19 protein-coding genes are annotated in these 20,300 nt (G+C 70.2%); 7 read left to right on the top strand and 12 right to left on the bottom strand.

Annotated features, from left to right (window positions below; all coding sequences use genetic code 11):
- The first annotated feature begins 57 nt into the window (after positions 1-57).
- Entirely contained in the window at positions 58-1,992 is a 1,935-nt protein-coding gene (gene pknB / locus HD594_RS09885) for a Stk1 family PASTA domain-containing Ser/Thr kinase (protein WP_184750806.1), read from the top strand.
- Between the two features lie 99 nt (positions 1,993-2,091).
- Here pknB and HD594_RS09880 read toward each other — a convergent pair whose 3' ends face one another.
- From HD594_RS09880 to HD594_RS09870, 3 genes are read right to left on the bottom strand one after another with little or no spacing between them, the layout of a single operon-like run.
- The gene (locus HD594_RS09880; protein ID WP_184750805.1) at positions 2,092-3,429 is read right to left on the bottom strand and encodes a class II 3-deoxy-7-phosphoheptulonate synthase; all 1,338 of its coding nucleotides are present in this window, start codon (positions 3,427-3,429) and stop codon (positions 2,092-2,094) included.
- Positions 3,430-3,482: 53 nt separating this feature from the next.
- Positions 3,483-4,175, bottom strand: a complete 693-nt coding sequence (locus tag HD594_RS09875; RefSeq protein ID WP_184750804.1) for a lysophospholipid acyltransferase family protein — start codon at positions 4,173-4,175, stop codon at positions 3,483-3,485.
- A gap of 2 nt (positions 4,176-4,177) precedes the next feature.
- Entirely contained in the window at positions 4,178-5,113 is a 936-nt protein-coding gene (locus tag HD594_RS09870) for an ROK family glucokinase (protein WP_184750803.1), read from the bottom strand.
- A 206-nt stretch (positions 5,114-5,319) separates the two neighbouring features.
- Between HD594_RS09870 and HD594_RS09865 the strand changes: the two genes are divergently transcribed.
- Entirely contained in the window at positions 5,320-7,170 is a 1,851-nt protein-coding gene (locus tag HD594_RS09865) for an AMP-dependent synthetase/ligase (protein ID WP_184750802.1), read from the top strand.
- A 64-nt stretch (positions 7,171-7,234) separates the two neighbouring features.
- Here HD594_RS09865 and HD594_RS09860 read toward each other — a convergent pair whose 3' ends face one another.
- The 3 genes from HD594_RS09860 to HD594_RS09850 are packed head-to-tail and all read right to left on the bottom strand — an operon-like array spanning position 7,235 to position 13,165.
- On the bottom strand, positions 7,235-7,726 hold the full coding sequence (locus HD594_RS09860; protein WP_184750801.1) for a peptide deformylase: 492 nt from the start codon (positions 7,724-7,726) through the stop codon (positions 7,235-7,237).
- Between the two features lie 7 nt (positions 7,727-7,733).
- A complete protein-coding gene (locus tag HD594_RS09855; protein WP_309297725.1) occupies positions 7,734-9,698 on the bottom strand; it encodes a MinD/ParA family ATP-binding protein in 1,965 nt (654 codons plus the stop codon).
- A gap of 59 nt (positions 9,699-9,757) precedes the next feature.
- The gene (locus tag HD594_RS09850; RefSeq protein WP_184752745.1) at positions 9,758-13,165 is read right to left on the bottom strand and encodes a pyruvate carboxylase; all 3,408 of its coding nucleotides are present in this window, start codon (positions 13,163-13,165) and stop codon (positions 9,758-9,760) included.
- A gap of 72 nt (positions 13,166-13,237) precedes the next feature.
- Between HD594_RS09850 and HD594_RS09845 the strand changes: the two genes are divergently transcribed.
- Positions 13,238-14,047 carry a ParA family protein gene (locus HD594_RS09845; RefSeq protein ID WP_184752744.1) on the top strand — a complete coding sequence of 270 codons (810 nt, stop codon included), beginning with the start codon at positions 13,238-13,240 and terminating at the stop codon, positions 14,045-14,047.
- A 121-nt stretch (positions 14,048-14,168) separates the two neighbouring features.
- On the opposite strand, the gene HD594_RS09840 is transcribed toward HD594_RS09845, so the two are convergent.
- From HD594_RS09840 to HD594_RS09830, 3 genes are all read right to left on the bottom strand, one after another.
- The gene (locus tag HD594_RS09840; RefSeq protein WP_184750800.1) at positions 14,169-14,708 is read right to left on the bottom strand and encodes a MerR family transcriptional regulator; all 540 of its coding nucleotides are present in this window, start codon (positions 14,706-14,708) and stop codon (positions 14,169-14,171) included.
- A gap of 100 nt (positions 14,709-14,808) precedes the next feature.
- Complete coding sequence (gene ftsR / locus HD594_RS09835; protein WP_184750799.1) at positions 14,809-15,501, bottom strand: transcriptional regulator FtsR; 693 nt, start codon at positions 15,499-15,501, stop codon at positions 14,809-14,811.
- Positions 15,501-15,998 (bottom strand): FHA domain-containing protein, encoded by a 498-nt coding sequence (locus HD594_RS09830; RefSeq protein ID WP_184750798.1) that lies wholly within the window; start codon positions 15,996-15,998, stop codon positions 15,501-15,503. Before HD594_RS09830 ends, ftsR begins: the two co-directional genes overlap by 1 nt.
- Positions 15,999-16,169: 171 nt before the next feature.
- On the opposite strand from HD594_RS09830, the gene HD594_RS09825 reads away from it, so the two are divergent.
- Positions 16,170-16,523, top strand: a complete 354-nt coding sequence (locus HD594_RS09825; RefSeq protein ID WP_184750797.1) for a hypothetical protein — start codon at positions 16,170-16,172, stop codon at positions 16,521-16,523.
- A gap of 23 nt (positions 16,524-16,546) precedes the next feature.
- Here HD594_RS09825 and HD594_RS17445 read toward each other — a convergent pair whose 3' ends face one another.
- On the bottom strand, positions 16,547-16,822 hold the full coding sequence (locus HD594_RS17445) for a four-helix bundle copper-binding protein (RefSeq protein WP_476703402.1): 276 nt from the start codon (positions 16,820-16,822) through the stop codon (positions 16,547-16,549).
- Between HD594_RS17445 and HD594_RS17440 the strand changes: the two genes are divergently transcribed.
- From HD594_RS17440 to lpdA, 3 genes are read left to right on the top strand one after another with little or no spacing between them, the layout of a single operon-like run.
- On the top strand, positions 16,710-17,030 hold the full coding sequence (locus HD594_RS17440) for a hypothetical protein (protein WP_246413973.1): 321 nt from the start codon (positions 16,710-16,712) through the stop codon (positions 17,028-17,030). The genes HD594_RS17445 and HD594_RS17440 overlap by 113 nt on opposite strands.
- A 20-nt stretch (positions 17,031-17,050) precedes the next feature.
- Positions 17,051-17,710: a copper resistance CopC family protein gene (locus tag HD594_RS09815; protein WP_271171220.1), complete on the top strand. Its 660-nt coding sequence runs from the start codon at positions 17,051-17,053 to the stop codon at positions 17,708-17,710.
- A 10-nt stretch (positions 17,711-17,720) separates the two neighbouring features.
- A complete protein-coding gene (lpdA, locus tag HD594_RS09810) occupies positions 17,721-19,121 on the top strand; it encodes a dihydrolipoyl dehydrogenase (RefSeq protein WP_184750795.1) in 1,401 nt (466 codons plus the stop codon).
- A 69-nt stretch (positions 19,122-19,190) separates the two neighbouring features.
- Here the strand turns inward: lpdA and HD594_RS09805 are convergent, their stop codons facing one another.
- The gene (locus tag HD594_RS09805) at positions 19,191-19,835 is read right to left on the bottom strand and encodes a CYTH domain-containing protein (protein ID WP_184750794.1); all 645 of its coding nucleotides are present in this window, start codon (positions 19,833-19,835) and stop codon (positions 19,191-19,193) included.
- Positions 19,825-20,040: a response regulator gene (locus tag HD594_RS09800; protein WP_184750793.1), complete on the bottom strand. Its 216-nt coding sequence runs from the start codon at positions 20,038-20,040 to the stop codon at positions 19,825-19,827. The genes HD594_RS09805 and HD594_RS09800 overlap by 11 nt, the downstream gene beginning before the upstream one ends.
- Positions 20,041-20,300: the final 260 nt, after the last annotated feature.

Genomic DNA, 20,300 nt, shown 5'->3' with positions numbered 1-20,300 from the left:
GGCCGGCCCGGTGAGGCGTTGGGCGGGCTCGGGCCCCGACATCCGTAAACTCGGAGCGTGAGCACGAGCCAGCAGACCGACCCGCTGATCGGCCGCCTGGTCGACGGGCGGTACCGGGTGCGCGCTCGCATCGCCCGCGGCGGCATGGCGACCGTCTACGTCGCCACCGATCTGCGACTCGAGCGGCGTGTCGCGCTCAAGGTCATGCACGGCCATCTCAGCGACGACACCGTGTTCCAGAGCCGCTTCATCCAGGAGGCCCGCGCCGCCGCGCGACTGGCCGACCCGAACGTCGTCAACGTCTTCGACCAGGGTCAGGACGGCGAGGTCGCCTACCTCGTGATGGAGTACCTGCCCGGCATCACGCTGCGCGAACTCCTGCGCGAGCAGAAGCGCCTGACCGTGCCGCAGGCGATCTCGATCATGGATGCGGTCGTCTCGGGTCTCGCGGCGGCGCACCGCTCCGGGATCGTCCACCGCGACGTCAAGCCCGAGAACGTGCTGCTCGCCGAGGACGGCCGCGTCAAGATCGGCGACTTCGGACTCGCGCGCGCCACGAGCGCGAACACCGCCACCGGCGCGCAGCTGCTCGGCACGATCGCCTACCTCGCCCCCGAGCTCGTCACGCGCGGCACCGCCGACGCGCGCAGCGACATCTACGCGCTCGGCATCATGCTGTACGAGATGCTCGTCGGCGAGCAGCCCTACAAGGGCGAGCAGCCGATGCAGATCGCCTATCAGCACGCCACCGATTCGGTGCCTCGTCCGAGCGTGAAGAACCCGTCGGTTCCCGAGCCGGTCGACGAGCTCGTCCTGTGGGCGACCGAGAAGCAGCCCGAGGACCGTCCGGCAGACGCGCGCGAGATGCTGCGGCGCCTGCGGGACATCGAGAGCGAGCTCGGCATCACCCCGCAGATCGCACGCACGGGGCCGATCGGCGTCGTGACCGAGGGCATCGCCACCGACGATCTGACCGCGGTCATCCCGCCGACGCCCACCGGTCCGATCGTCATGGAGCAGGAGAACGACAACGCCGGGCTCCTCCGCCGAGCAACGCGCCGCCGCTCCGGACGCGGCGGCTGGATCGTCGCGTTCGTGCTCATGCTGGCGGCGGTCGCCGCCGGTGTCGGCTGGTGGTTCGGCTCCGGGCCCGGGTCCCTCATCGCGGTGCCCGATGTCGCGGGCGAGTCCTATGAGGAGGCGGCGGCCGCCCTCGAGGAGGACGGCCTCGTGGCCGTGCAGGCGGGACGCAACAGCCTCGAGGTCGACGAGGGCCTCGCCATCGAGACGCAGCCCGCGGCGGGCGACCGCGTCGAGAAGGATGCCACCGTCACGGTGTTCGTGTCGCTCGGGCCGGCGGACGTCCAGTTCGCGGCACTCAACGGCCAGAGCGAGGACGACGTCACGGCGCTCCTCGCCGAGAAGAGCATCGATGTCGACGAGACGCTGACGTACTACACCGACGGCGAGTCGGGCGAGGTCGTCTACGTCGTCATCCACCCGGCTTCGGGCGCGGACGACGTCGAGTGCGGCGACGGCTGCACGGTCCGCGAGGGCGATTCGGCGACGCTCGGCGTCTCTCTCGGCCCGCTGACCGATGTCGTGGGGATGACCGCCGACGAGGCCGTCAAGACGCTGGACGACCTCGGCATCGAGGTCACCTCGCAGTCCGAGGAGTACTCGAGCGACATCGAGGCGGGCTCGGTGATCAGCATGGCCCCGCGTTCGAGCGCCGGATGGTGGCGGCCCGGCGACACCGCGAGCCTCGTGGTGTCGAAGGGCCCGGCGCCCATCGAGGTCCCCGACGTCCGGGGCGACAGCATCACCGACGCCATCGACGAGCTGCGCGGAGCCGGCTTCAGCGTCAACACCGACGCTCTCCCCCTCCAGCTGTTCTGGGGTCTCTACGACGTGACGGCCATCGATCCCGCTCCGGGCACGTACCTCGCCCCCGGCTCGCAGGTCTCGATCACCGGCTTCGAGCTGTCCTGACCCCGCCTTCCCACTCTCCTTTCCTTCTCCCCCGCGCCCTGACGACGGGGCTGAGGAGGAGGGGATGCGGGGGCGCGGGGAGGGCGTGACCGCGGGAGGTCAGCGCTTCTCGAGCTCCTCGGCCACCAGGAACGCCAGCTCCAGGGACTGCATGTGGTTCAGGCGCGGGTCGCACAGGGACTCGTAGCGGGTCGCGAGGCCCTCTTCGTCGATCATCTCGGAGCCGCCCAGGCACTCGGTGACGTCGTCGCCCGTCAGCTCCACGTGGATGCCGCCGGGGAACGTCCCGACCGCGCGATGGGCCTCGAAGAAGCCGCGGACCTCGTCGATCACGTCGTCGAAGCGACGCGTCTTGTAGCCGGTCTGCGACGTGATGCCGTTGCCGTGCATCGGGTCGGTGACCCACAGCGGCGTCGCACCCGAGTCCTTGACCGCCTGCAGCAGCGGGGGCAGGGCGTCGCGGATCTTCGACGAGCCCATGCGCGTGATGAAGGTGAGTCGGCCGGGCTCGCGCTCCGGGTCGAGCTTGTCGATGAGCTCCAGCGCCGTCTCGGGCGTCGTGGTGGGCCCGAGCTTGACCCCGATGGGGTTGCGGATCTTCGAGAAGTAGTCGACGTGGGCGCCGTCCAGGTCGCGCGTGCGCTCGCCGATCCACAGGAAGTGGCCGGACGTGTTGTACGGCGTGCCGGTGCGCGAGTCGATGCGCGTCATGGGCCGCTCGTAGTCCATGAGAAGGCCCTCGTGGCCGGTGTAGAACTCGACGCCGCGCAGCTCGTCGAAATCGGCTCCGGCCGCCTCCATGAACTTGATGGCGCGGTCGATCTCGGTCGCGAGGCGCTCGTAGCGCTGGTTGGCGGGGTTCTGGGCGAAGCCTTTGTTCCACGAGTGCACCTCGCGCAGGTCGGCGAAGCCGCCCTGCGTGAACGCGCGGATGAGGTTCAGCGTCGACGCGGACGTGTGGTACGCCTTGAGCAGCCGCGTCGGGTCGGCCGTGCGCGAGCCCTCGGTGAAGTCGTAGCCGTTGACGATGTCGCCGCGGTACGCCGGAAGGGTCACGTCACCGCGCGTCTCGGTGTTGCTCGAGCGCGGCTTGGCGAACTGCCCGGCCATGCGCCCCATCTTCACCACGGGCATCGATGCGCCGTAGGTGAGGACGACGGCCATCTGCAGGACCGTCTTGATGCGGTTCCGGATCTTCTCGGCGGTCGCGCCGGCGAACGTCTCGGCGCAGTCGCCGCCCTGAAGCAGGAACGCCCGGCCCGAGGCCGCCCGCGCGAGGCGGTCGCGGAGGTTGTCGACTTCACCGGCGAAGACGAGAGGGGGAAGAGTGGAGATCTCGGCGGATGCCGCGGCCACGGCCTCCGGGTCGGGCCACTCGGGCTGCTGCTTGATGGGCAGGGTCCGCCAGTGGTCGAGCGCGTCGAGCGGCTGTTGCATCCGATCAGTCTAGCCGCGCCGAACACGGACCCGACGCCGCATGACAGCGTCCGCTACGCCGCGGTCCTGGTCTTCAGCCGGTCCTTGACGGTCGAGGCGTAGACGTCCTCGTACTCCTGCTCGCCGAGCCGCTGCAGGGCGACCATGATCTCGTCGGTGATCGATCGCAGGATGTAGCGGTCGGACTCCATGCCGGCGAAGCGCGAGAAGTCCAGCGGCTCCCCGATCACGACGCCCACGCGCACGATGCTCGGGATGCGCCGGCCGATGGGCATCATCGTGTCGGTGTCGACCATGACGACGGGCACGACCGGCACGTGCGCCTCGAGCGCCATGCGCGCGATCCCGGTGCGGCCGCGGTACAGCTTGCCGTCGGGGCTGCGGGTCCCCTCGGGGTAGATGCCCAGCAGGTCGCCGCGGCCGAGCACCTGCAGGCCCGTGTTGAGGGATGCCTCGGATGCCTTGCCGCCGGAGCGGTCGATGGGGATCTGGCCGGTGCCCTTGAAGAACATGCGCGTGGCCCAGCCGCGGAGGCCGCGCCCCGTGAAGTAGTCGCTCTTGGCGAGGAAGGACATGGGCCGGTCGATGAGCAGGGGCAGGATGATGGAGTCGACGAACGACAGGTGGTTGCTCGCGAGGATGGCTCCCCCGGCCATCGGGACGTTGCGGCGGCCGACGATCCACGGACGGAAGATCCCCTTCACGAGGGGTCCGATGACCACGTACTTCATCAGCCAGTAGAACATCGTCAGTCCTCCGAGCCCGCCAGATCCGCCGCGCCGATGAGTCCTGCGTCGTTGCCGAGGCGGGCGATGGCGAAGTCCGCCACGGGACGGTCGCCGTAGCCGGGAAGCGAGGTCTCGTACGCGATGCGCATCGGCGCGAGCAGGTCCTCGCCGAGCTGGGCCACTCCCCCGCCGATGACGAACAGCTCGGGGTCGAACGCCGCCTGGAATCCGCCGCACGCCTCGCCGAGGGCCGTCGCGACGCGGCGCAGCGCCTCGACGGCGCCCGGGTCTCCGGCCAGGACCAGGCGGGACACCGCGGGGCCCGAGATCGAGCCCTTCTCGGCACGCAGCTGCGCGAGTCCCTCGCCGATGCCGCCGGCGTCGGCGAGGTCGTTCGCCTCGCGCTGCAGGGCGCGACCGGATGCATACTGCTCGAGGCATCCGTTCTGTCCGCACCCGCACAGCAGCCCGCCGCGGATGAAGCGGACGTGGCCGAGCTCGCCGGCGATGCCGTGGCCGCCGCGGTAGAGCTTGCCGTCGAGGACGACGGCTCCGCCGACGCCCGTGCCCATCGTGAGCATGATCATGTGGTCGACGTGCTGGCCGGCGCCGAAGCGGAACTCGGCCCAGCCCGCGGCGTTGGCGTCGTTCTCGATCGCGACCGGCATCTCGAGGCGGTCTTCGAAGATCTGCTTCAGGGGCTCGTTGCGCCACGCGATGTTGGGTGCGTGGATGACGACCGACCGGTCCCGGTCGATGAAGCCGGCCGCCGCGACGCCCGCCGCCACGATGTGGTGCCGTTCGCGCAGATGGCGGATCATGTCGACGACGGCATCCGCCAGCGAGCCGGTGTCGACGGGCGTGTCGACCCGGAGCTTCTCGATGATGCGACCGGTGTCGTCGACGACCCCGCCCGCGATCTTCGTTCCGCCGATGTCGATTCCGACCTTCAGCACGGCACTCCTTCCGGCCGCCGCGTTCGCGAAGGCCGCCATGAAGTCTAGTGGCGGACCGGCCGCGTCCGAGGGGCCGTGCTGTCCCGGGCCCGGCCCGCTCGCCCCCTGGTGAGACTCGATATCGCCGTCCATGACACTGCATGTCTCCGAACCCGACGGCTGATCGGCGCGCGCCTGGACTAGGATGGGATGAGTTGCACCCCGCCATGATCGGTACCGAAGGAGCTGCCGTGGTCCAATTCGAAGTCCCCGCCATCGTCCCCGCAGATGCGGAGGCGAACGTCGCCGACCTGCTCGTGGAGCGGGTCCGCAAAACCCCGGACCTGGCCCTGTTCGCCGTTCCCGAGGGCGAAGGCTGGCGCGACATCACCGCCGCCGAGTTCCAGAAGCAGGTCATCGCCCTCGCCAAGGGCTTCGTCGCCGGTGGCGTGAACCCCGGCGACAAGATCGGCTTCATCGCGCGCACGACCTACGACTGGACGCTGGTCGACTTCGCGCTGTTCTATGCCGGCGCCGTCATGGTCCCGATCTACGAGACGAGCTCCCCCGCGCAGATCCAGTGGATCCTGTCGGACTCGGGCGCCGTCGCGTGCATCACCGAGACGCACGACCACTCCGAGCGCCTCGCCGAGGTGCGCGATGAGCTGCCCCTCATCGGCAGCGTGTGGGAGATGCACGCCGGCGACCTCGACAAGCTCACCGAGCAGGGCGCGGCCGTCGAAGACGACGAGATCGAGCGCCGTCGCGGGCTGGCGAATTCGGACGACATCGCGACCCTGATCTACACCTCCGGGTCCACCGGCCGTCCCAAGGGGTGCGTGCTGACCCACGGCAACTTCGTCGAGCTGTCGCGCAACTCGGCGAAGGCTCTGGCCGAGGTCGTCGAGATGCCGGGCGCGTCGACGCTGCTGTTCATCACGACCGCGCACATCTTCGCGCGCTTCATCTCGATCCTGTCGATCCACTCCGGCGTCAAGACCGGCCACCAGCCCGACACGAAGCAGTTGCTGCCCGCGCTCGGATCCTTCAAGCCGACGTTCCTGCTCGCCGTCCCGCGCGTGTTCGAGAAGGTCTACAACTCGGCCGAGCAGAAGGCCGAGTCCGGGGGCAAGGGCAAGATCTTCCGCGCCGCCGCGCACACCGCGATCGAGGTCTCGGCGCTGCAGGAGGCCGGCAAGAAGGTGCCGTTCGTCACGAAGGTGAAGTTCGCGCTGTTCGACAGGCTCGTCTTCAGCAAGCTCCGCGAGGCCATGGGCGGCCGCGTGAAGTACGCGGTGTCGGGCTCGGCGCCGCTCGGGGAGCGCCTCGGCCACTTCTTCCACAGCCTCGGCGTGACGATCCTCGAGGGCTACGGCCTCACCGAGACGACGGCGCCGGCGACGGTCAACCTGGCCCACAAGTCGAAGATCGGCACGGTCGGCCCGGCGCTCCCCGGCGTCAGCATCCGCCTCGACGACGACGGCGAGATCCAGGTGCGCGGCATCAACGTGTTCCGCGAGTACTGGCGCAACCCCGAGGCCACGGCCGCGGCGTTCGACGACGGCTGGTTCAAGACCGGCGACATCGGCGCCTTCGACGATGACGGGTTCCTGAAGATCACCGGCCGAAAGAAGGAGATCATCGTGACCGCCGGCGGCAAGAACGTCGCGCCGGCCGCCCTCGAGGACCCGATCCGCGCCGATCCGATCATCAGCCAGGTCGTCGTCGTGGGCGACCAGAAGCCGTTCATCTCGGCTCTGGTCACGCTCGACTCCGAGATGCTGCCGACGTGGCTGGCGAATCAGCACCTGTCGGCGGACATGCCGCTGGACGAGGCCGCCAAGCACCCGGCGGTCCTCGCCGAGGTCCAGCACGCCATCGATCGGGCCAACAAGCACGTCTCGCGCGCCGAGTCGATCCGCAAGTTCACGATCCTCCCCACGGAGTGGACCGAGGCGAGCGGGCACCTGACCCCGAAGATGAGCATCAAGCGGAACGTGATCCTCGCGGACTTCTCCGCCGAGATCGACGAGATCTACGACGCTCCGGTGAGCACGACGAACGTCTCGATCCCGTAAGGGAGCGGATGCACGAAGCCCCCGGGCCCGTCAGGGCTCGGGGGCTTCGTCCGTCGGTGCCGCGTCAGAACCAGTCGCTCTCGCGGACTTCCTTCATCGCGGCCCGGCGGTCATCGGGGCTCAGGCGACTGAGGTAGAGCATGCCGTCGAGGTGGTCGGTCTCGTGCTGGAGCGCCTGGGCCATCAGCCCTTCGCCTTCGAGCACCACCTCGTTGCCGTCGAGGTCGATGCCGACGACCTTCGCCCACGGGTGACGCAGCGCGTCGTGCCACAGGCCCGGCACCGACAGGCAGCCTTCGCCGGTCGGCTCGGGCTCACCGCGCACCTCGACCACGACGGGGTTCAGGACGTAGCCGATGTCCCCGTCGATGTTGTAGCTGAAGGCGCGCAGGTTGACGCCGATCTGGGGTGCTGCGACACCGGCGCGGCCGGGGAGCTCGACCGTGTCGAGCAGGTCCTGGACGAGGGCGCGGATGCCGTCGTCGATCTCGTCGATCGGCGCGCTCGGGGCGCGCAGAACCGGGTCGCCGAAGAGGCGGATGGAGCGTACAGCCATGACCGTCCTATGCGGCCGCAGCCGTGAGGCGCAGACCCTCGACCACGGCGGCGGCGAGTTCCCGCGCGGCCTCGCGCGTCGCCGGCGACAGGTCGCGGAACGTGATGGCACTGCCCGCCGCGATGTGCGCGTCGTACGGCATCCGCACCACTCCGCGCACGCGGCTGCGGAAGTGCCCCTCGAGCTCCTCCAGCCGCACCATCGTCTGCCCGGGCCGGGAGTTGTTCAGCACGACGACCGAGCTGCGGGCGAGCTCGGAGTAGCCGTTCGTCTCGAGCCAGGTGAGGGTCTCGGACGCCAGGCGCGCCTCGTCGACGCTGAGGCCGGCGACGATGACCAGCTGGTCGGCGCGGGCGAGCGTCGCCTCCATGACGGAGTGCACGATGCCGGTGCCCGTGTCGGTGAGCACGAGCGAGTAGTAGTGGGCGGCGAGCGAGGCGACGCCGTCGTAGTCGTCGTCGCTGAATGCCTCGGCCACACGGGGGTCGGCGTCCGACGCGATGACGTCCAGACGGGTCTCGTCGCGCGCGACGATCGACGACAGGTCGTTGTACCCCACGACTTCGCCGCGGACCTTCGCGAGGTCGCGCACGGTCTTGCCGCTGGCACGGGTGATGCGCTCGGCGAGCGTGCCGCGGTCGGGGTTCGCGTCGATCGCGATCACGCGGTCGTCGCGGGCGTCGGCCAGCGCCATGCCCAGCAGCGTCGTGACCGTGGTCTTGCCGACGCCGCCCTTGCGCGAGAGCACGGGGACGAAGCGGGCGCCGCCGGTGAGCGGACCGGCGATCCGGCGATCCATCTCCTTGCGGGCGCGGGCGCGCTTGCTGTCGCCGAGGTTGATGCGGTGCCCGGACAGCCGGTACACGAAGTGCTGCCAGGTGCCCTCGGGCTCCGGCCGCGCGGAGTGCGCGGGGTCGAGGAGTCGGTCGGCGGTCAGCAGGTCGGCGGTCTCGCGATCGGCATCGAACTCGCCCAGCCGCTTCGAGGTCAGCGACACCTCGGGCCGCGGAGCCACGACGCGCTCGACCGAGCGGGGCTGCGTGGTGGCCATCGCACCGGTGTGCGCCTCGCGGCGCGAGGTCGCACGAGGTGCCGCGGGCTCGGGCGCCGTCGGCGTGGGCTCTTCGGTCACTTCGGTCTCCTCGGCGTCGCGCGGCTCAGCATCCGCGTCCGTGTCGGCGGAGTCGGTCGTCGTCTCGACCGCGGGCATCGCGTCGTGCGCCCCCGTGTCGACGACTTCCACCGCATCCGTGATGTCTTCGTCAGCGTACGGTGCCGGGGCATCCTCTGCCACCGGGATCTCCCCCGTCGGCTCGACGATCTCGGCCTCGGCCTCGGCCTCGGCCGCCCAGGTCGATCCGCCCTGCAGCCAGCGCTGCGCGAGCACGTGGACGTCGAGCACCTCGTCCGCCGCCGGCTCGGGCTCGACGACCGGTTCGGCTTCGTGCACCGGCTCGGCTTCCTCGAACGACTCGGCCTCGTGCACGGGCTCGGGCTCGGGGGTCGGCTCGGCCTCGTGGACCGGGTCGGGCTCGGCGGTCGGCTCGGGCTCGGGCTCAGGCTCCTCCGCCGGCTCCGGCTCGAACTCGTCCTCCGGCTCCGCAGCCGGCTCGGCCTGGTCAACCGGCTCCGGCTCGACGGCCACCGACTCCTCGACGTGCCCCTCGAAGGGGCCGCCGGCGTCGCCCGTCGCAGGCTCGTGGTCGGATGCCTCGGCGAACTCGGCATCCGCCTCCGCCGCCTCGTCCTCCGGCGCCGCGACGACCTCCTCCTCGACGTACGGGACCTCGTCGCCGATCACGTCCTCATCGTCCTCGAGGTCGTGGTCGGCCTCGCCGGGGATGGACACGCTGAGCCCCCCGGCACCGCCGGCGAGGAACCCGATCGACGTCGTGTCGACGCCCGCGGTGTCGCCGAGCACGCCGTGCTCGAGGTCGTCGTCGGGCTGGTTGTCGGGATGATCAGGCGTCAAAGCGGAAGTCTCCAAAGGGTGTGCGGGCGCGGTCCACGAGGTGGAGGCCGCCGTCCAGGCTACTGCGCAGGGCGGATGACGACCAAAAGGTCGCCGGCCTCGACCTGCTGCGTGCCTCCGATCGCGACGCGTTCGATGACTCCGTCGACGGGCGCGGTGATGGCCGCCTCCATCTTCATCGCCTCGATCGACGCGACCGGCTGGCCCGCCGTCACGGTGTCCCCCACGTCCGTCTTGAGCGTCACGACACCCGAGAACGGCGCGGGAACCTGACCCGGCACCGTGGTGTCGGCCTTCTCGGCCTGGTGGACCTCGACCTTGATGCTGCGGTCTCGCACGAACACCGGGCGGAGCTGCCCGTTGAGCGTCGTCATGACCGTGCGCATGCCCTTCTCGTCGGCCTCGCCGATCGCCTCGAGCCCCACGAACAGCTGAACGCCGCGCTCGATCTCGACGACGTGCTCGGACCCCACTCCCAGGCCGTACAGGTAGTCGACGGTGTCGAGGACACTGAGATCGCCGTACGCTTCGCGCGCCTGCTGGAACGCCTTCGTCGGGGCCGGGAACAGCAGGCGGTTGAGCATGTCGCGGCGCGACGCCGAGTCGCCCTCGAGCGCGGCGCTCTCGGCATCCGTGATCGGTGTGATCTCGATGTCGGGGGTGCGGCCCTGGAGCACCTTCGAGCGGAACGGCTCCGGCCACCCGCCGGGCAGGTCGCCGAGCTCCCCGGCCATGAAGCCCACGACCGAGTCCGGCACGTCGTACTTGTGCGGGTTCTCCTCGAAGTCGGCCGGGTCGGCCTTGACCGCCGCCAGGTGCAGCGCGAGGTCGCCGACCACCTTCGACGACGGCGTCACCTTCGGCACGCGGCCGAGGATGCGGTTGGCCGCGGCGTACATGTCCTCGATGAGCTCGAAGTCCTCCGCGAGCCCGAGCGCGATCGCCTGCTGGCGCAGGTTCGACAGCTGGCCGCCCGGGATCTCGTGGTGGTACACGCGCCCGGTGGGGCCGGGAAGACCCGACTCGAACGGCCGGTACATGTGCCGCACGGCCTCCCAGTACGGCTCGAGGTCCGACACGGCGTCGAGGTCGAGCCCGGTGTCGCGCTCGGTGTTCGACAGCGCCGCGACCAGCGCCGACAGCGAGGGCTGGCTCGTCGTCCCCGACATGGGGGCGGATGCCGCGTCCACGGCGTCGGCGCCGGCCGCGGACGCCGCGAGCAGCGTGGCGAGCTGGCCGCCGGCGGTGTCGTGCGTGTGCACGTGCACCGGAAGGTCGAACCGCTCGCGCAGCGCCGAGACGAGCTTGGCCGCGGCAGCGGGCCGCAGCAGCCCCGCCATGTCCTTGATCGCGAGCACGTGCGCGCCGGCCTCGACGATCTGATCGGCCAGGCGCAGGTAGTAGTCCAGCGTGTAGAGGTCCTCGCCGGGGCTCAGCAGGTCGCCGGTGTAGCAGACGGCGACCTCGGCCACCGCTGTGCCCGTCTCGAGCACCGCGTCGACCGCGGGACGCATCTGCGACACGTCGTTGAGGGCGTCGAAGATGCGGAAGATGTCGACCCCGGCCGCGGCGGCCTCGTGCACGAAGGCATCCGTCACCTCGGTCGGGTACGGCGTGTAGCCGACCGTGTTGCGGCCGCGCAGCAGCATCTGGATCGCGACATTCGGGAGGGCCTCGCGCAGCTTGTCGAGCCGCTCCCACGGGTCCTCGCCGAGGAACCGCAGCGCGACGTCGTAGGTCGCTCCGCCCCACGCCTCGATCGACAGCAGCTGGGGTGTCATGCGCGCCACGTACGGCGCGACGGCGACGAGATCCCTCGTGCGCACGCGCGTGGCCAGCAGCGACTGGTGCGCGTCGCGGAACGTCGTCTCGGTGACGGCGAGCGCGGTCTGCTCGCGCAGGCTCTTGGCGAAGCCGGCGGGGCCGAGCTCGAGCAGCTTCTGCCGCGAGCCGGCCGGCGGCTCGGTCAGCAGGTCGATCTTCGGCAGCTTCTCGCGCGGATCGATCGTGACCGGGTTCTCGCCGTGCGGCTTGTTGACGGTCGCATCGACCAGCCAGTTCAGGATCTTCGTGCCGCGGTCCTTCGACTCGCGCCCGGCGAGCAGCTCGGGGCGCTCGTCGATGAAGGACGTGCTGATGTCACCGGCGACGAACGCGTCGTCGTCGAGCACCGCCTGCAGGAACGGGATGTTCGTGGAGACGCCGCGGATGCGGAACTCCGCCAGCGCGCGGCGCGCGCGGAGCACCGCGGCGTGGAAGTCCCGGCCGCGGCACGTGAGCTTGGCGAGCATCGAGTCGAAGTGCGGGCTGATCGCCGAGCCGGCCGCGGTCGTGCCGCCGTCGAGGCGGATTCCGGCGCCTCCGGGCGAACGATAGGTCGTGATCTTACCGGTGTCGGGGCGGAAGCCCTGGGTCGGGTCCTCGGTCGTGATGCGGCACTGCAGGGCGGCGCCACGCAGCCGGATCCGGTCCTGCGCGAGACCGAGCTCCTCGAGCGTCTGGCCTGCCGCGATGCGCATCTGCGACTGCACGAGGTCGACGTCGGTGACCTCCTCGGTCACGGTGTGCTCGACCTGGATGCGCGGGTTCATCTCGATGAAGACGACCTCGCCGGTGCGGGGCCCGGCCGTCTCGAGCAGGAACTCGACGGTTCCGGCGTTCTCGTAGCCGATCGACTTCGCGAACGCGATGGCATAGCGGTGCAGGTCCTCGCGGACGTCGTCGGCGAGGTTCTGCGCCGGCGCGATCTCGATGACCTTCTGGTGCCGCCGCTGCACCGAGCAGTCGCGCTCGAAGAGGTGCACCGTGGCGCCGGTCTTGTCGGCGAGCACCTGCACCTCGACGTGACGAGGCCGCTGCACGGCCTGCTCGAGGAAGACGCGCGAGTCGCCGAAGGCGCTTCCGGCCTCGCGCATGGCCTCTGCCAGCGCCGGCGGGAGCTCGGCTTCGAGCTCGACGCGCCGCATGCCGCGGCCGCCGCCGCCGGCGACCGCCTTGACGAAGATCGGGAAGCCGATCTCGCCCGCCTGCGCCACGAGGGCGTCGACGTCGTCGGAGGCCTCCGTCGACCGCAGCACCGGGACCCCGGCGGCGATCGCGTGCTGCTTCGCGGTGACCTTGTTGCCCGCCATCTCGAGGACGCTCGAGGCCGGGCCGATGAAGGCGATGCCGTGCGCGGCGGCCTTGGCGGCGAGGTCGGGATTCTCGGAGAGGAATCCGTACCCCGGGTAGATGGCATCCGCCCCGCTCTCGATCGCGACGCGGATGATCTCGTCCACGTCGAGGTAGGCGCGGACCGGATGGCCCACTTCGCCGATCTGGTAGGCCTCGTCCGCCTTCAGGCGGTGCAGGGAGTACCGGTCTTCGTAGGGATAGACCGCGACCGTGCGCGCGCCGAGCTCGTAGGCGGCTCGGAAGGCGCGGATCGCGATCTCTCCACGGTTCGCGACAAGGATCTTTCGGAACATGCTCACCTCGCGGACTGCGTTGGGGGCGGGCTGAGTGCGCTCTCAGCCTAGGGGAAGGTAACGTTGAGGCTTGTGCACGTGCTCTCGGTCAGCTCCCTCAAAGGCGGCGTCGGCAAGACGACCGTGACGCTGGGTCTCGCCTCCGCGGCGTTCGCCCGCGGCGTCCGGACTCTCGTGGTCGATCTCGACCCGCAGTCAGATGTCTCGACCGGAATGGACATCGGCGTCGCCGGACGCCTCAATGTCTCCGACGTGCTCGAGAATCCGAAGGAGAAAACGGTCCGCCAGGCGATCACCACGTCCGGCTGGACGAAGGTGCACCCGGGCACGATCGACGTCATGATCGGCAGCCCCTCGGCGATCAACTTCGACGGTCCGCACCCGAGCGTGCGCGACGTGTGGAAGCTCGAAGAGGCCCTCGCGACGATCGAGTCCGAGTACGACCTCGTCCTCATCGACTGCGCGCCGTCGCTGAACGCGCTCACGCGCACCGCGTGGGCGGCATCCGATCGTGTCATCGTCGTCACCGAGCCGGGCCTGTTCTCGGTCGCCGCGGCCGACCGCGCGCTGCGCGCCATCGAGGAGATCCGCCGCGGCCTCTCCCCCCGCCTTCAGCCGCTCGGCATCGTGGTCAACCGCGTGCGCCCGCAGTCGATCGAGCACCAGTTCCGCATCAAGGAGCTGCGCGACATGTTCGGGCCGCTCGTGCTGTCGCCTCAGCTGCCGGAGCGCACGTCGCTGCAGCAGGCGCAGGGCGCCGCCAAGCCCCTTCACATCTGGCCCGGCGACTCCGCGCAGGAGCTCGCCGCGGACTTCGACTCGCTGCTGGACCGCATCGTGCGCACCGGCCGCATCCCGCAGCCGGGCGCGGCCCAGGCCTAGCCAGTCCTGGCGTGGACCGCCCCGACGCTCGAGCGTCGGAGATGCGCCGCTCCGCCGGAGCATCCGCGACGGAATCGTCCGACGAAGCGCGGATTCTCCGACGCTCCGGAGCCCGTTGGGACTACGCCGTGCGACGCGCGCGACGGGCGGCGAGCTCGTCGACGGCGTCGGGCGTCAGCGCGTCGAACTCGACGAGCGTGGACTCGACCTCGTGCAGCACCTTGCCGACCGCGATGCCGAACACGCCCTGACCGCGCGAGACCAGGTCGATGACCTCGTCGTTCGACGTGCACAGGTACACCGAGGCGCCGTCGCTCATCAGCGTCGTGCCCGCGAGGTCGCGGATGCCGGATGCCCGCAGCTGCTCGACCGCGATGCGGATCTGCTGCAGCGAGATTCCGGTGTCGAGCAGGCGCTTGACGAGCTTGAGCACGAGGATGTCGCGGAACCCGTAGAGGCGCTGCGATCCCGAGCCGTTCGCGCTGCGCACCGTGGGCTCGACGAGTTCGGTGCGCGCCCAGTAGTCCAGCTGGCGATAGGTGATGCCGGCGGCACGCGCCGCCTGGGCACCGCGGTAGCCGACCTCGTCATCCATCTGCGGAAGACCGTCGGTGAAGAGGAGGTCGTCGGCGAACGGCTGACCCTCCGCGTGAGCTGTCATACGCTCCCCCCTCCGAGTGCGGACATTACAACGCTAGATGAGCACGGGGCCTCGGGCAACGACATCCGCTCGTCGGCCTTCGGCGTGTCGCGGATGCGACTCAGGACAGCAGGCGGTCCAGCGCCGTCCGCACGAAGATCGCCCGCACTTCGTCGAGCCGCTTGGCGAGTTCACCGCCGACCTCACCCGCCCGGCCGCGCGAATTGGAGTCGGTGCGGCGCAGCATCGGCGCGATCGCCGACTCGATCAGCGCGACGTCCCGCTCGGCGTTCTGCCGCATGGTGCGGATGTGCCGCGGCTCGATGCCGTGGCGGTCGAGGGCGACGAGCGCACGCAGCAGCGTCACGTGCTGCTCGGTGTACGACTCGGCGCCGACAAGGATGCCGGTGCTGATGGCGTCGTTGAGCAGCTGCGGTGCGGCCCCGGCCGCGCTCAGCAGCTCGGCGCGCTGGTAGCGGCGCGCGGCGGGCACGATCGAGGGCGGCGGAACGGATGCCGGCGGGGCCGGGTCGCGCCCCGCGTCGACGTCCTCGAGGTACTCGCGGATGACGTTCAGCGGCAGGTAGTGGTCGCGCTGCAGCGTGAGCGCGAGGCGCAGGCGATCCAGATCCGCCTGCGAGAACTTGCGGTACCCGGAGTCCGTCCGCACCGGCGCGACGATGCCCTGCACTTCGAGGAAGCGCAGCTTGCTGCTGGTCAGCGTGGGGAACTCCGGCGTCAGCCGAGCGAGGACCTGGCCGATGCTCAGCAGGCCCGCGGACGCTGAGCGTTCGCGGGCGTGTGCGGACGACATCACTCGACCGGGCTCTGCAGGAGGTCGGCGGGCGAGACGAAGAAGTTCAGCCGGAACTTGCCGATCCGCACTTCGGAGCCGTTGGTGAGTGCGGCTCGATCGACGCGCTCCCCGTTGACGTAGGTTCCGTTCAGCGAGCGCTGGTCGACCAGCTCGAACGCGGTTCCGGTGCGGGTGATCTCGGCGTGGCGGCGCGAGACGGTGACGTCGTCGAAGAAGATGTCGGCCTCGGGGTGCCGCCCGACCGTGGTCACATCGGCGTCGAGCAGGTACCGTGCGCCGGCCGTCGGACCCGAGCGCACCAGCAGCAGCGCCGCACCGGACGGGAGCGCCTCGATCGCGTCGAGCTCGGCTTCGGCCAGCTCGCTGCCGAAGGGCACGAACGACAGATCCGAGTCGTGCCCGAAGGTCTGCGTGGTGTCGGAGTCTCGGGCTCCGCCCCCGGTGCCATTACCCCGGCGGATGTCATCCGCTCCGGGTCGGCGATTGTCCTCCACGGTGGACCTCCTCTTGCTGTGCAAGCCTATCCGATCAGATTCGCCGGACGTTCCCCACGACGTCCGCGACGCGCGGTTTCTTTGTTTCCCCGCGTTGCGGTTCGGGTGGCCCCCGGGGAATCGCGCGTCCTAACCTGACTGAGCATCGAACCTACTCACCAGGAGCCCATCGTGTCGAGTCCACGCCACCACATTCCGCCCGTTCCGGCGCGGGAGCGTTCGGCGTGCATGTGCGTGGACGGCGGCCGCTGCTCCTCCTACGCACCCGGCCACGCGCTGCACCTGATCCAGGCGCGACTGTCGTCTGCGACGCCGGCCGAGTGGATCGACGGGATCGTCGTGTCGGCGGATGCCGCCACCGGCGAGATCGTGGTGGCCGCTCTCGTCGAGGACCGCACCCGGACGGTGTGGAGCGGAGCGGGTGCGGCATCCGCCCTCGCCGCCGGCACGCCGGTCGCGCTGCACGGCCGCTACGACGTGCTGGCCGTCGGCACGGCGCGCTACAACGTCGCGCCGCTGAACTGACGCTCGAATCGGTGGGGTGCGGCTCAGGCCGCCGCCATCATCATGTCCTTGACGGCCATGCAGCTGTCCATGCAGGCCTTGCACGCCTGAGCGCACATGCTGCACACGGCGTCGTCGGCGCCGCACGAGTTGCACTCGTCCATGCAGGTCTGGCACATGGCCATGCACGCGTCGAGCATCGCCATCATGGATGCCGGGGTCATGCCCTGCATCCGCATCATCGATCGCATCATGGTGTTGCACATGTCGGCGCAGTTCATGCACGCCTCCGCGCAGTCGTCCATGTGCGCCGAGCACACCACGCACGCCTGCTCGCACGCCGAGCAGGCGTCCATACAGGCCTGCATCACGGTCATGTCCATCGTGTCCATGCCGGGCATCGACATCATGTCCTTCGACATGGCGCCCATCATCATGGCGTCCATCGCCCCGCCTCACTTCCTCGTGATCAGCGGGCAGGTCAGCCCGCCTGGGGACAGGGTAGGCCTGCTGTCCGTCGCGCGGTAGACCCCGGTAGCCTCGGTCACGTGCTGACCGACCGAATGTCCTCCCGACTGCAGACCCTGATCCTCGCCGGCATCGCGGCGGCCCTCGCGCTCGTCGGCGCCATCGCCACCGCACCGCCGGCCCTCGCGCACGACGACCTCGTCGCGTCGGATCCGGTCGCGGACAGCACGGTCGCGGAACTGCCCGCCGAGCTCACCCTCACCTTCAGCGCCGAAATCGCCGACGACGAGGGCGCCAACGTCGTGGAGGTGACCGACGCCGACGGCGCCGATCTCACCGACGGCACGCTGACGGTGCGCGACAACATCCTCACCCAGCCGCTGACCGGCACCCCGTCGGGACAGGTGACGGTGCTGTGGAAGGTCGTCTCGAGCGACGGGCACCCGATCTCGGGCGAGTTCGCGTTCACGGTCGAGGAGGCGCAGCCGACGCCGGTGCCGACGGTGACCGTCACGATCACGCCGACCCCCGAGCCGACGGCATCCGCCTCCCCCACCGCGTCCGAGACGCCGGTGCCCGTGGAGGCGTCCGGCTCGAGCCCGTGGCCGTGGATCATCGGCATCGTGATCGCGGCGGGCCTCGCCGCCGGCGTGGTGTACCTGATCGCGTCGCGCCCGCGTCGCGCGGCCGCCGCCGAAGAGGGCTCGGACGGCGCATCGGAGGGTCCGGCCGGGCGATAGGCTGGGGACCATGCCTCACTACGACGTCGCCATCCTCGGCGCCGGGCCCGGCGGGTACGTCGCGGCCGTGCGCGCCGCACAGCTCGGCCTCTCGGTCGCGATCATCGAAGAGAAGTACTGGGGCGGTGTCTGCCTCAACGTCGGCTGCATCCCCTCGAAGGCTCTGCTGAAGAACGCCGACCTCGCGCACACGTTCAACCACAAGGCCGATCTGTTCGGCATCACGGGCGACGTGTCGTTCGACTTCGGTGCCGCGTGGGACCGCAGCCGCAAGGTGTCGAACACCCACGTGGGCGGCATCCACTACCTGATGAAGAAGAACAAGGTCACCGAGTACGAGGGCCGCGGCGCCTTCGTGGACGCGAATACGATCGACGTCGCGAAGGCCGACGGCTCGAGCGAGCGCGTGACCTTCGACAACTGCATCATCGCGACCGGCTCGAAGGTGCGCCTGCTGCCGGGCGTGACGCTCAGCGAGAACGTCGTGACGTACGAAGAGCAGATCATGGAGCGCGAGCTGCCGAAATCGATCGTCATCGTCGGCGCCGGCGCCATCGGCATGGAGTTCGCCTTCGTGATGACGAACTACGGCGTCAAGGTCACGATCATCGAGTTCCTCGACCGCGCCCTCCCCAACGAGGACGAGGACGTGTCGAAGGAGATCGCGCGCCACTACAAGAAGTACGGCGTCGACATCCTCACCGGCACCAAGGTCGAGACCGTCGTCGACGCCGGCGACAAGGTCACCGTCACCTACAGCGACAACAAGTCCGGCGCGCAGGGCTCGATCGAGGCCGACAAGGTGCTGATGTCGATCGGCTTCGCCCCGAACGTCGAGGCCTTCGGCCTCGAGAACACCGGCGTCAAGCTCACCGAGCGCGGCGCGATCGAGATCGACGACTTCATGCACACGTCGGTCCCGCACATCTACGCGATCGGCGACGTCACCGCCAAGCTGCAGCTCGCCCACGTGGCCGAGGCTCAGGGCGTCGTCGCCTCCGAGACCATCGCCGGTGCCGAGACCATGGCGCTGGGCGACTACCGCATGATGCCGCGCGCCACGTTCTGCTCGCCGCAGGTCGCGTCGTTCGGCCTCACCGAGGCGCAGGCGCGCGAGGCGGGCTACGACGTCAAGGTCGCGAAGTTCCCCTTCTCGGCCAACGGCAAGGCGAACGGCCTCGGCGAGGCCGTGGGCTTCGTCAAGCTCGTCGCCGACGGCGAGCACCTGGAGCTCCTCGGCGGCCACATGGTCGGCCCGGACGTGTCGGAGCTGCTGCCCGAGCTCACGCTCGCGCAGAAGTGGGACCTCACCGCCCTCGAGGCGGCGCGCAACGTCCACACGCACCCGACGCTGTCGGAGGCCGTTCAGGAGGCCTTCCACGGCCTCGTCGGCCACATGATCAACCTCTGACGCGACGCGTTCGAGAGCAGAGCCCCCCGGGACGTCGGTTCCGGGGGGCTCGGTCGTTCGTGTGAGGGATCAGGCGCCCAGCGCCCGCCCGAGCTTCGAGGCGGATGCCGCATTTCGCGCACCCGCTGCGTGCGCCGCCTGCGCGATCGCCAGGAGCAGGTCGCGCCGCTCGGCCTCGCCGGTCGGCGCCGCGGGGCCCAGTTCGATCTCCCACTCGCGCCACGCGCGTTCGATGCCCGAACGCTCGTCGCGCGTGCGCACACGATCGTCGTCGTACTCGGCGACCAGCTCGCCTGCGGCGTTGCGCAGCGCGTAGGCCGTCCGGGTGTTGCGGATGCGGGCGAGCGGATGCAGCTCCTGGTCGGTCACCCGCGCAATCGCGTCGCGCAGGGCCCCGGGAACCGTGTCGTCGTCGGTGAGCGGCCAGTGCGTCTCGGATCGGCCGAGGCCTTGGCGCGGACCTTTGATGTGCCAGCCGGCGTCGGGCCCGCCGCTGCGTCGGCGCAGCGCGAAGCCCGCGTGGGCGAGCGCGTACTCGGTCGTGTCGAAGTACTGCGCGTCGAGTTCGCGCACCTCGGCCTCCCCGACCGAGGCCACACCCGGGAGGGCGCTCCAGTCGGGCATCGCAGTGTCCTCGTCGACGTCGAACTTGAGCTCGATCTCGACCGAGTGCGACGGGCCGTCGTGCGCCCCGGGCGCCTGCTCAGTCGTCACTCGGGCCGATGTCCTCGGTGGCTTCGACGAACCAGAACTCCGCCTCGGTGGGGCCGTCGTCGGTACCGGTGTGCTCGAGCTTTCCGCGTCGCTCGTAGACGATCTGTCCCTCACCGTAGGGGACGATCATCTCGTCGAGCTTCGGGGACTCCAGGGGCAGCACCTGCCCGTCGAGCGGGCCTCCGTGCAGTCGAGCGATTGCCATGTGCCGAGCATAGTCCCGCGACGATTCGCCCGGTTCCGAAACACTCGTGTCGCCGGCTTGCCCGCGGGACGAAGGTCCCCTGGAGGCGGTATGAACGCGCTGGCGAGCGCCGCACGTGAGACCCGCGTTTCGCGACGAGACCCCTCGCAGATGAGCGCGGTCTCAGCGCAATCGCCAGGTCTCGGCGCAATCGCCGGGCCTCAGCGCACGTGCGGCGCCCCGTCGGCCCCGAGCCGCATCGGCCGCGGTCCAGCCCCAAC

This window comes from Microbacterium thalassium (assembly GCF_014208045.1).
Classification (GTDB): Bacteria; Actinomycetota; Actinomycetes; order Actinomycetales; family Microbacteriaceae; genus Microbacterium; species Microbacterium thalassium.
The sequence above is the reverse complement of the archived record's forward strand: the minus strand, read 5'-3'. Positions and strand labels throughout refer to the sequence as shown.

What these genes read in the sequence shown, in the direction of transcription:
- lpdA (WP_184750795.1), top strand. Translation starts at nt 17,721, where the DNA reads ATGCCTCACTACGACGTCGCCATCCTCGGCGCCGGGCCCGGCGGGTAC.
- HD594_RS09860 (WP_184750801.1), bottom strand. Translation starts at nt 7,726, where the DNA reads ATGGCTGTACGCTCCATCCGCCTCTTCGGCGACCCGGTTCTGCGCGCC.
- HD594_RS09850 (WP_184752745.1), bottom strand. Translation starts at nt 13,165, where the DNA reads ATGTTCCGAAAGATCCTTGTCGCGAACCGTGGAGAGATCGCGATCCGC.
- HD594_RS09880 (WP_184750805.1), bottom strand. Translation starts at nt 3,429, where the DNA reads ATGCAACAGCCGCTCGACGCGCTCGACCACTGGCGGACCCTGCCCATC.
- HD594_RS09800 (WP_184750793.1), bottom strand. Translation starts at nt 20,040, where the DNA reads ATGGCAATCGCTCGACTGCACGGAGGCCCGCTCGACGGGCAGGTGCTG.
- HD594_RS17440 (WP_246413973.1), top strand. Translation starts at nt 16,710, where the DNA reads ATGGATGCCGGGGTCATGCCCTGCATCCGCATCATCGATCGCATCATG.
- HD594_RS09865 (WP_184750802.1), top strand. Translation starts at nt 5,320, where the DNA reads ATGATCGGTACCGAAGGAGCTGCCGTGGTCCAATTCGAAGTCCCCGCC.
- HD594_RS09875 (WP_184750804.1), bottom strand. Translation starts at nt 4,175, where the DNA reads ATGTTCTACTGGCTGATGAAGTACGTGGTCATCGGACCCCTCGTGAAG.
- ftsR (WP_184750799.1), bottom strand. Translation starts at nt 15,501, where the DNA reads ATGTCGTCCGCACACGCCCGCGAACGCTCAGCGTCCGCGGGCCTGCTG.
- HD594_RS09840 (WP_184750800.1), bottom strand. Translation starts at nt 14,708, where the DNA reads ATGACAGCTCACGCGGAGGGTCAGCCGTTCGCCGACGACCTCCTCTTC.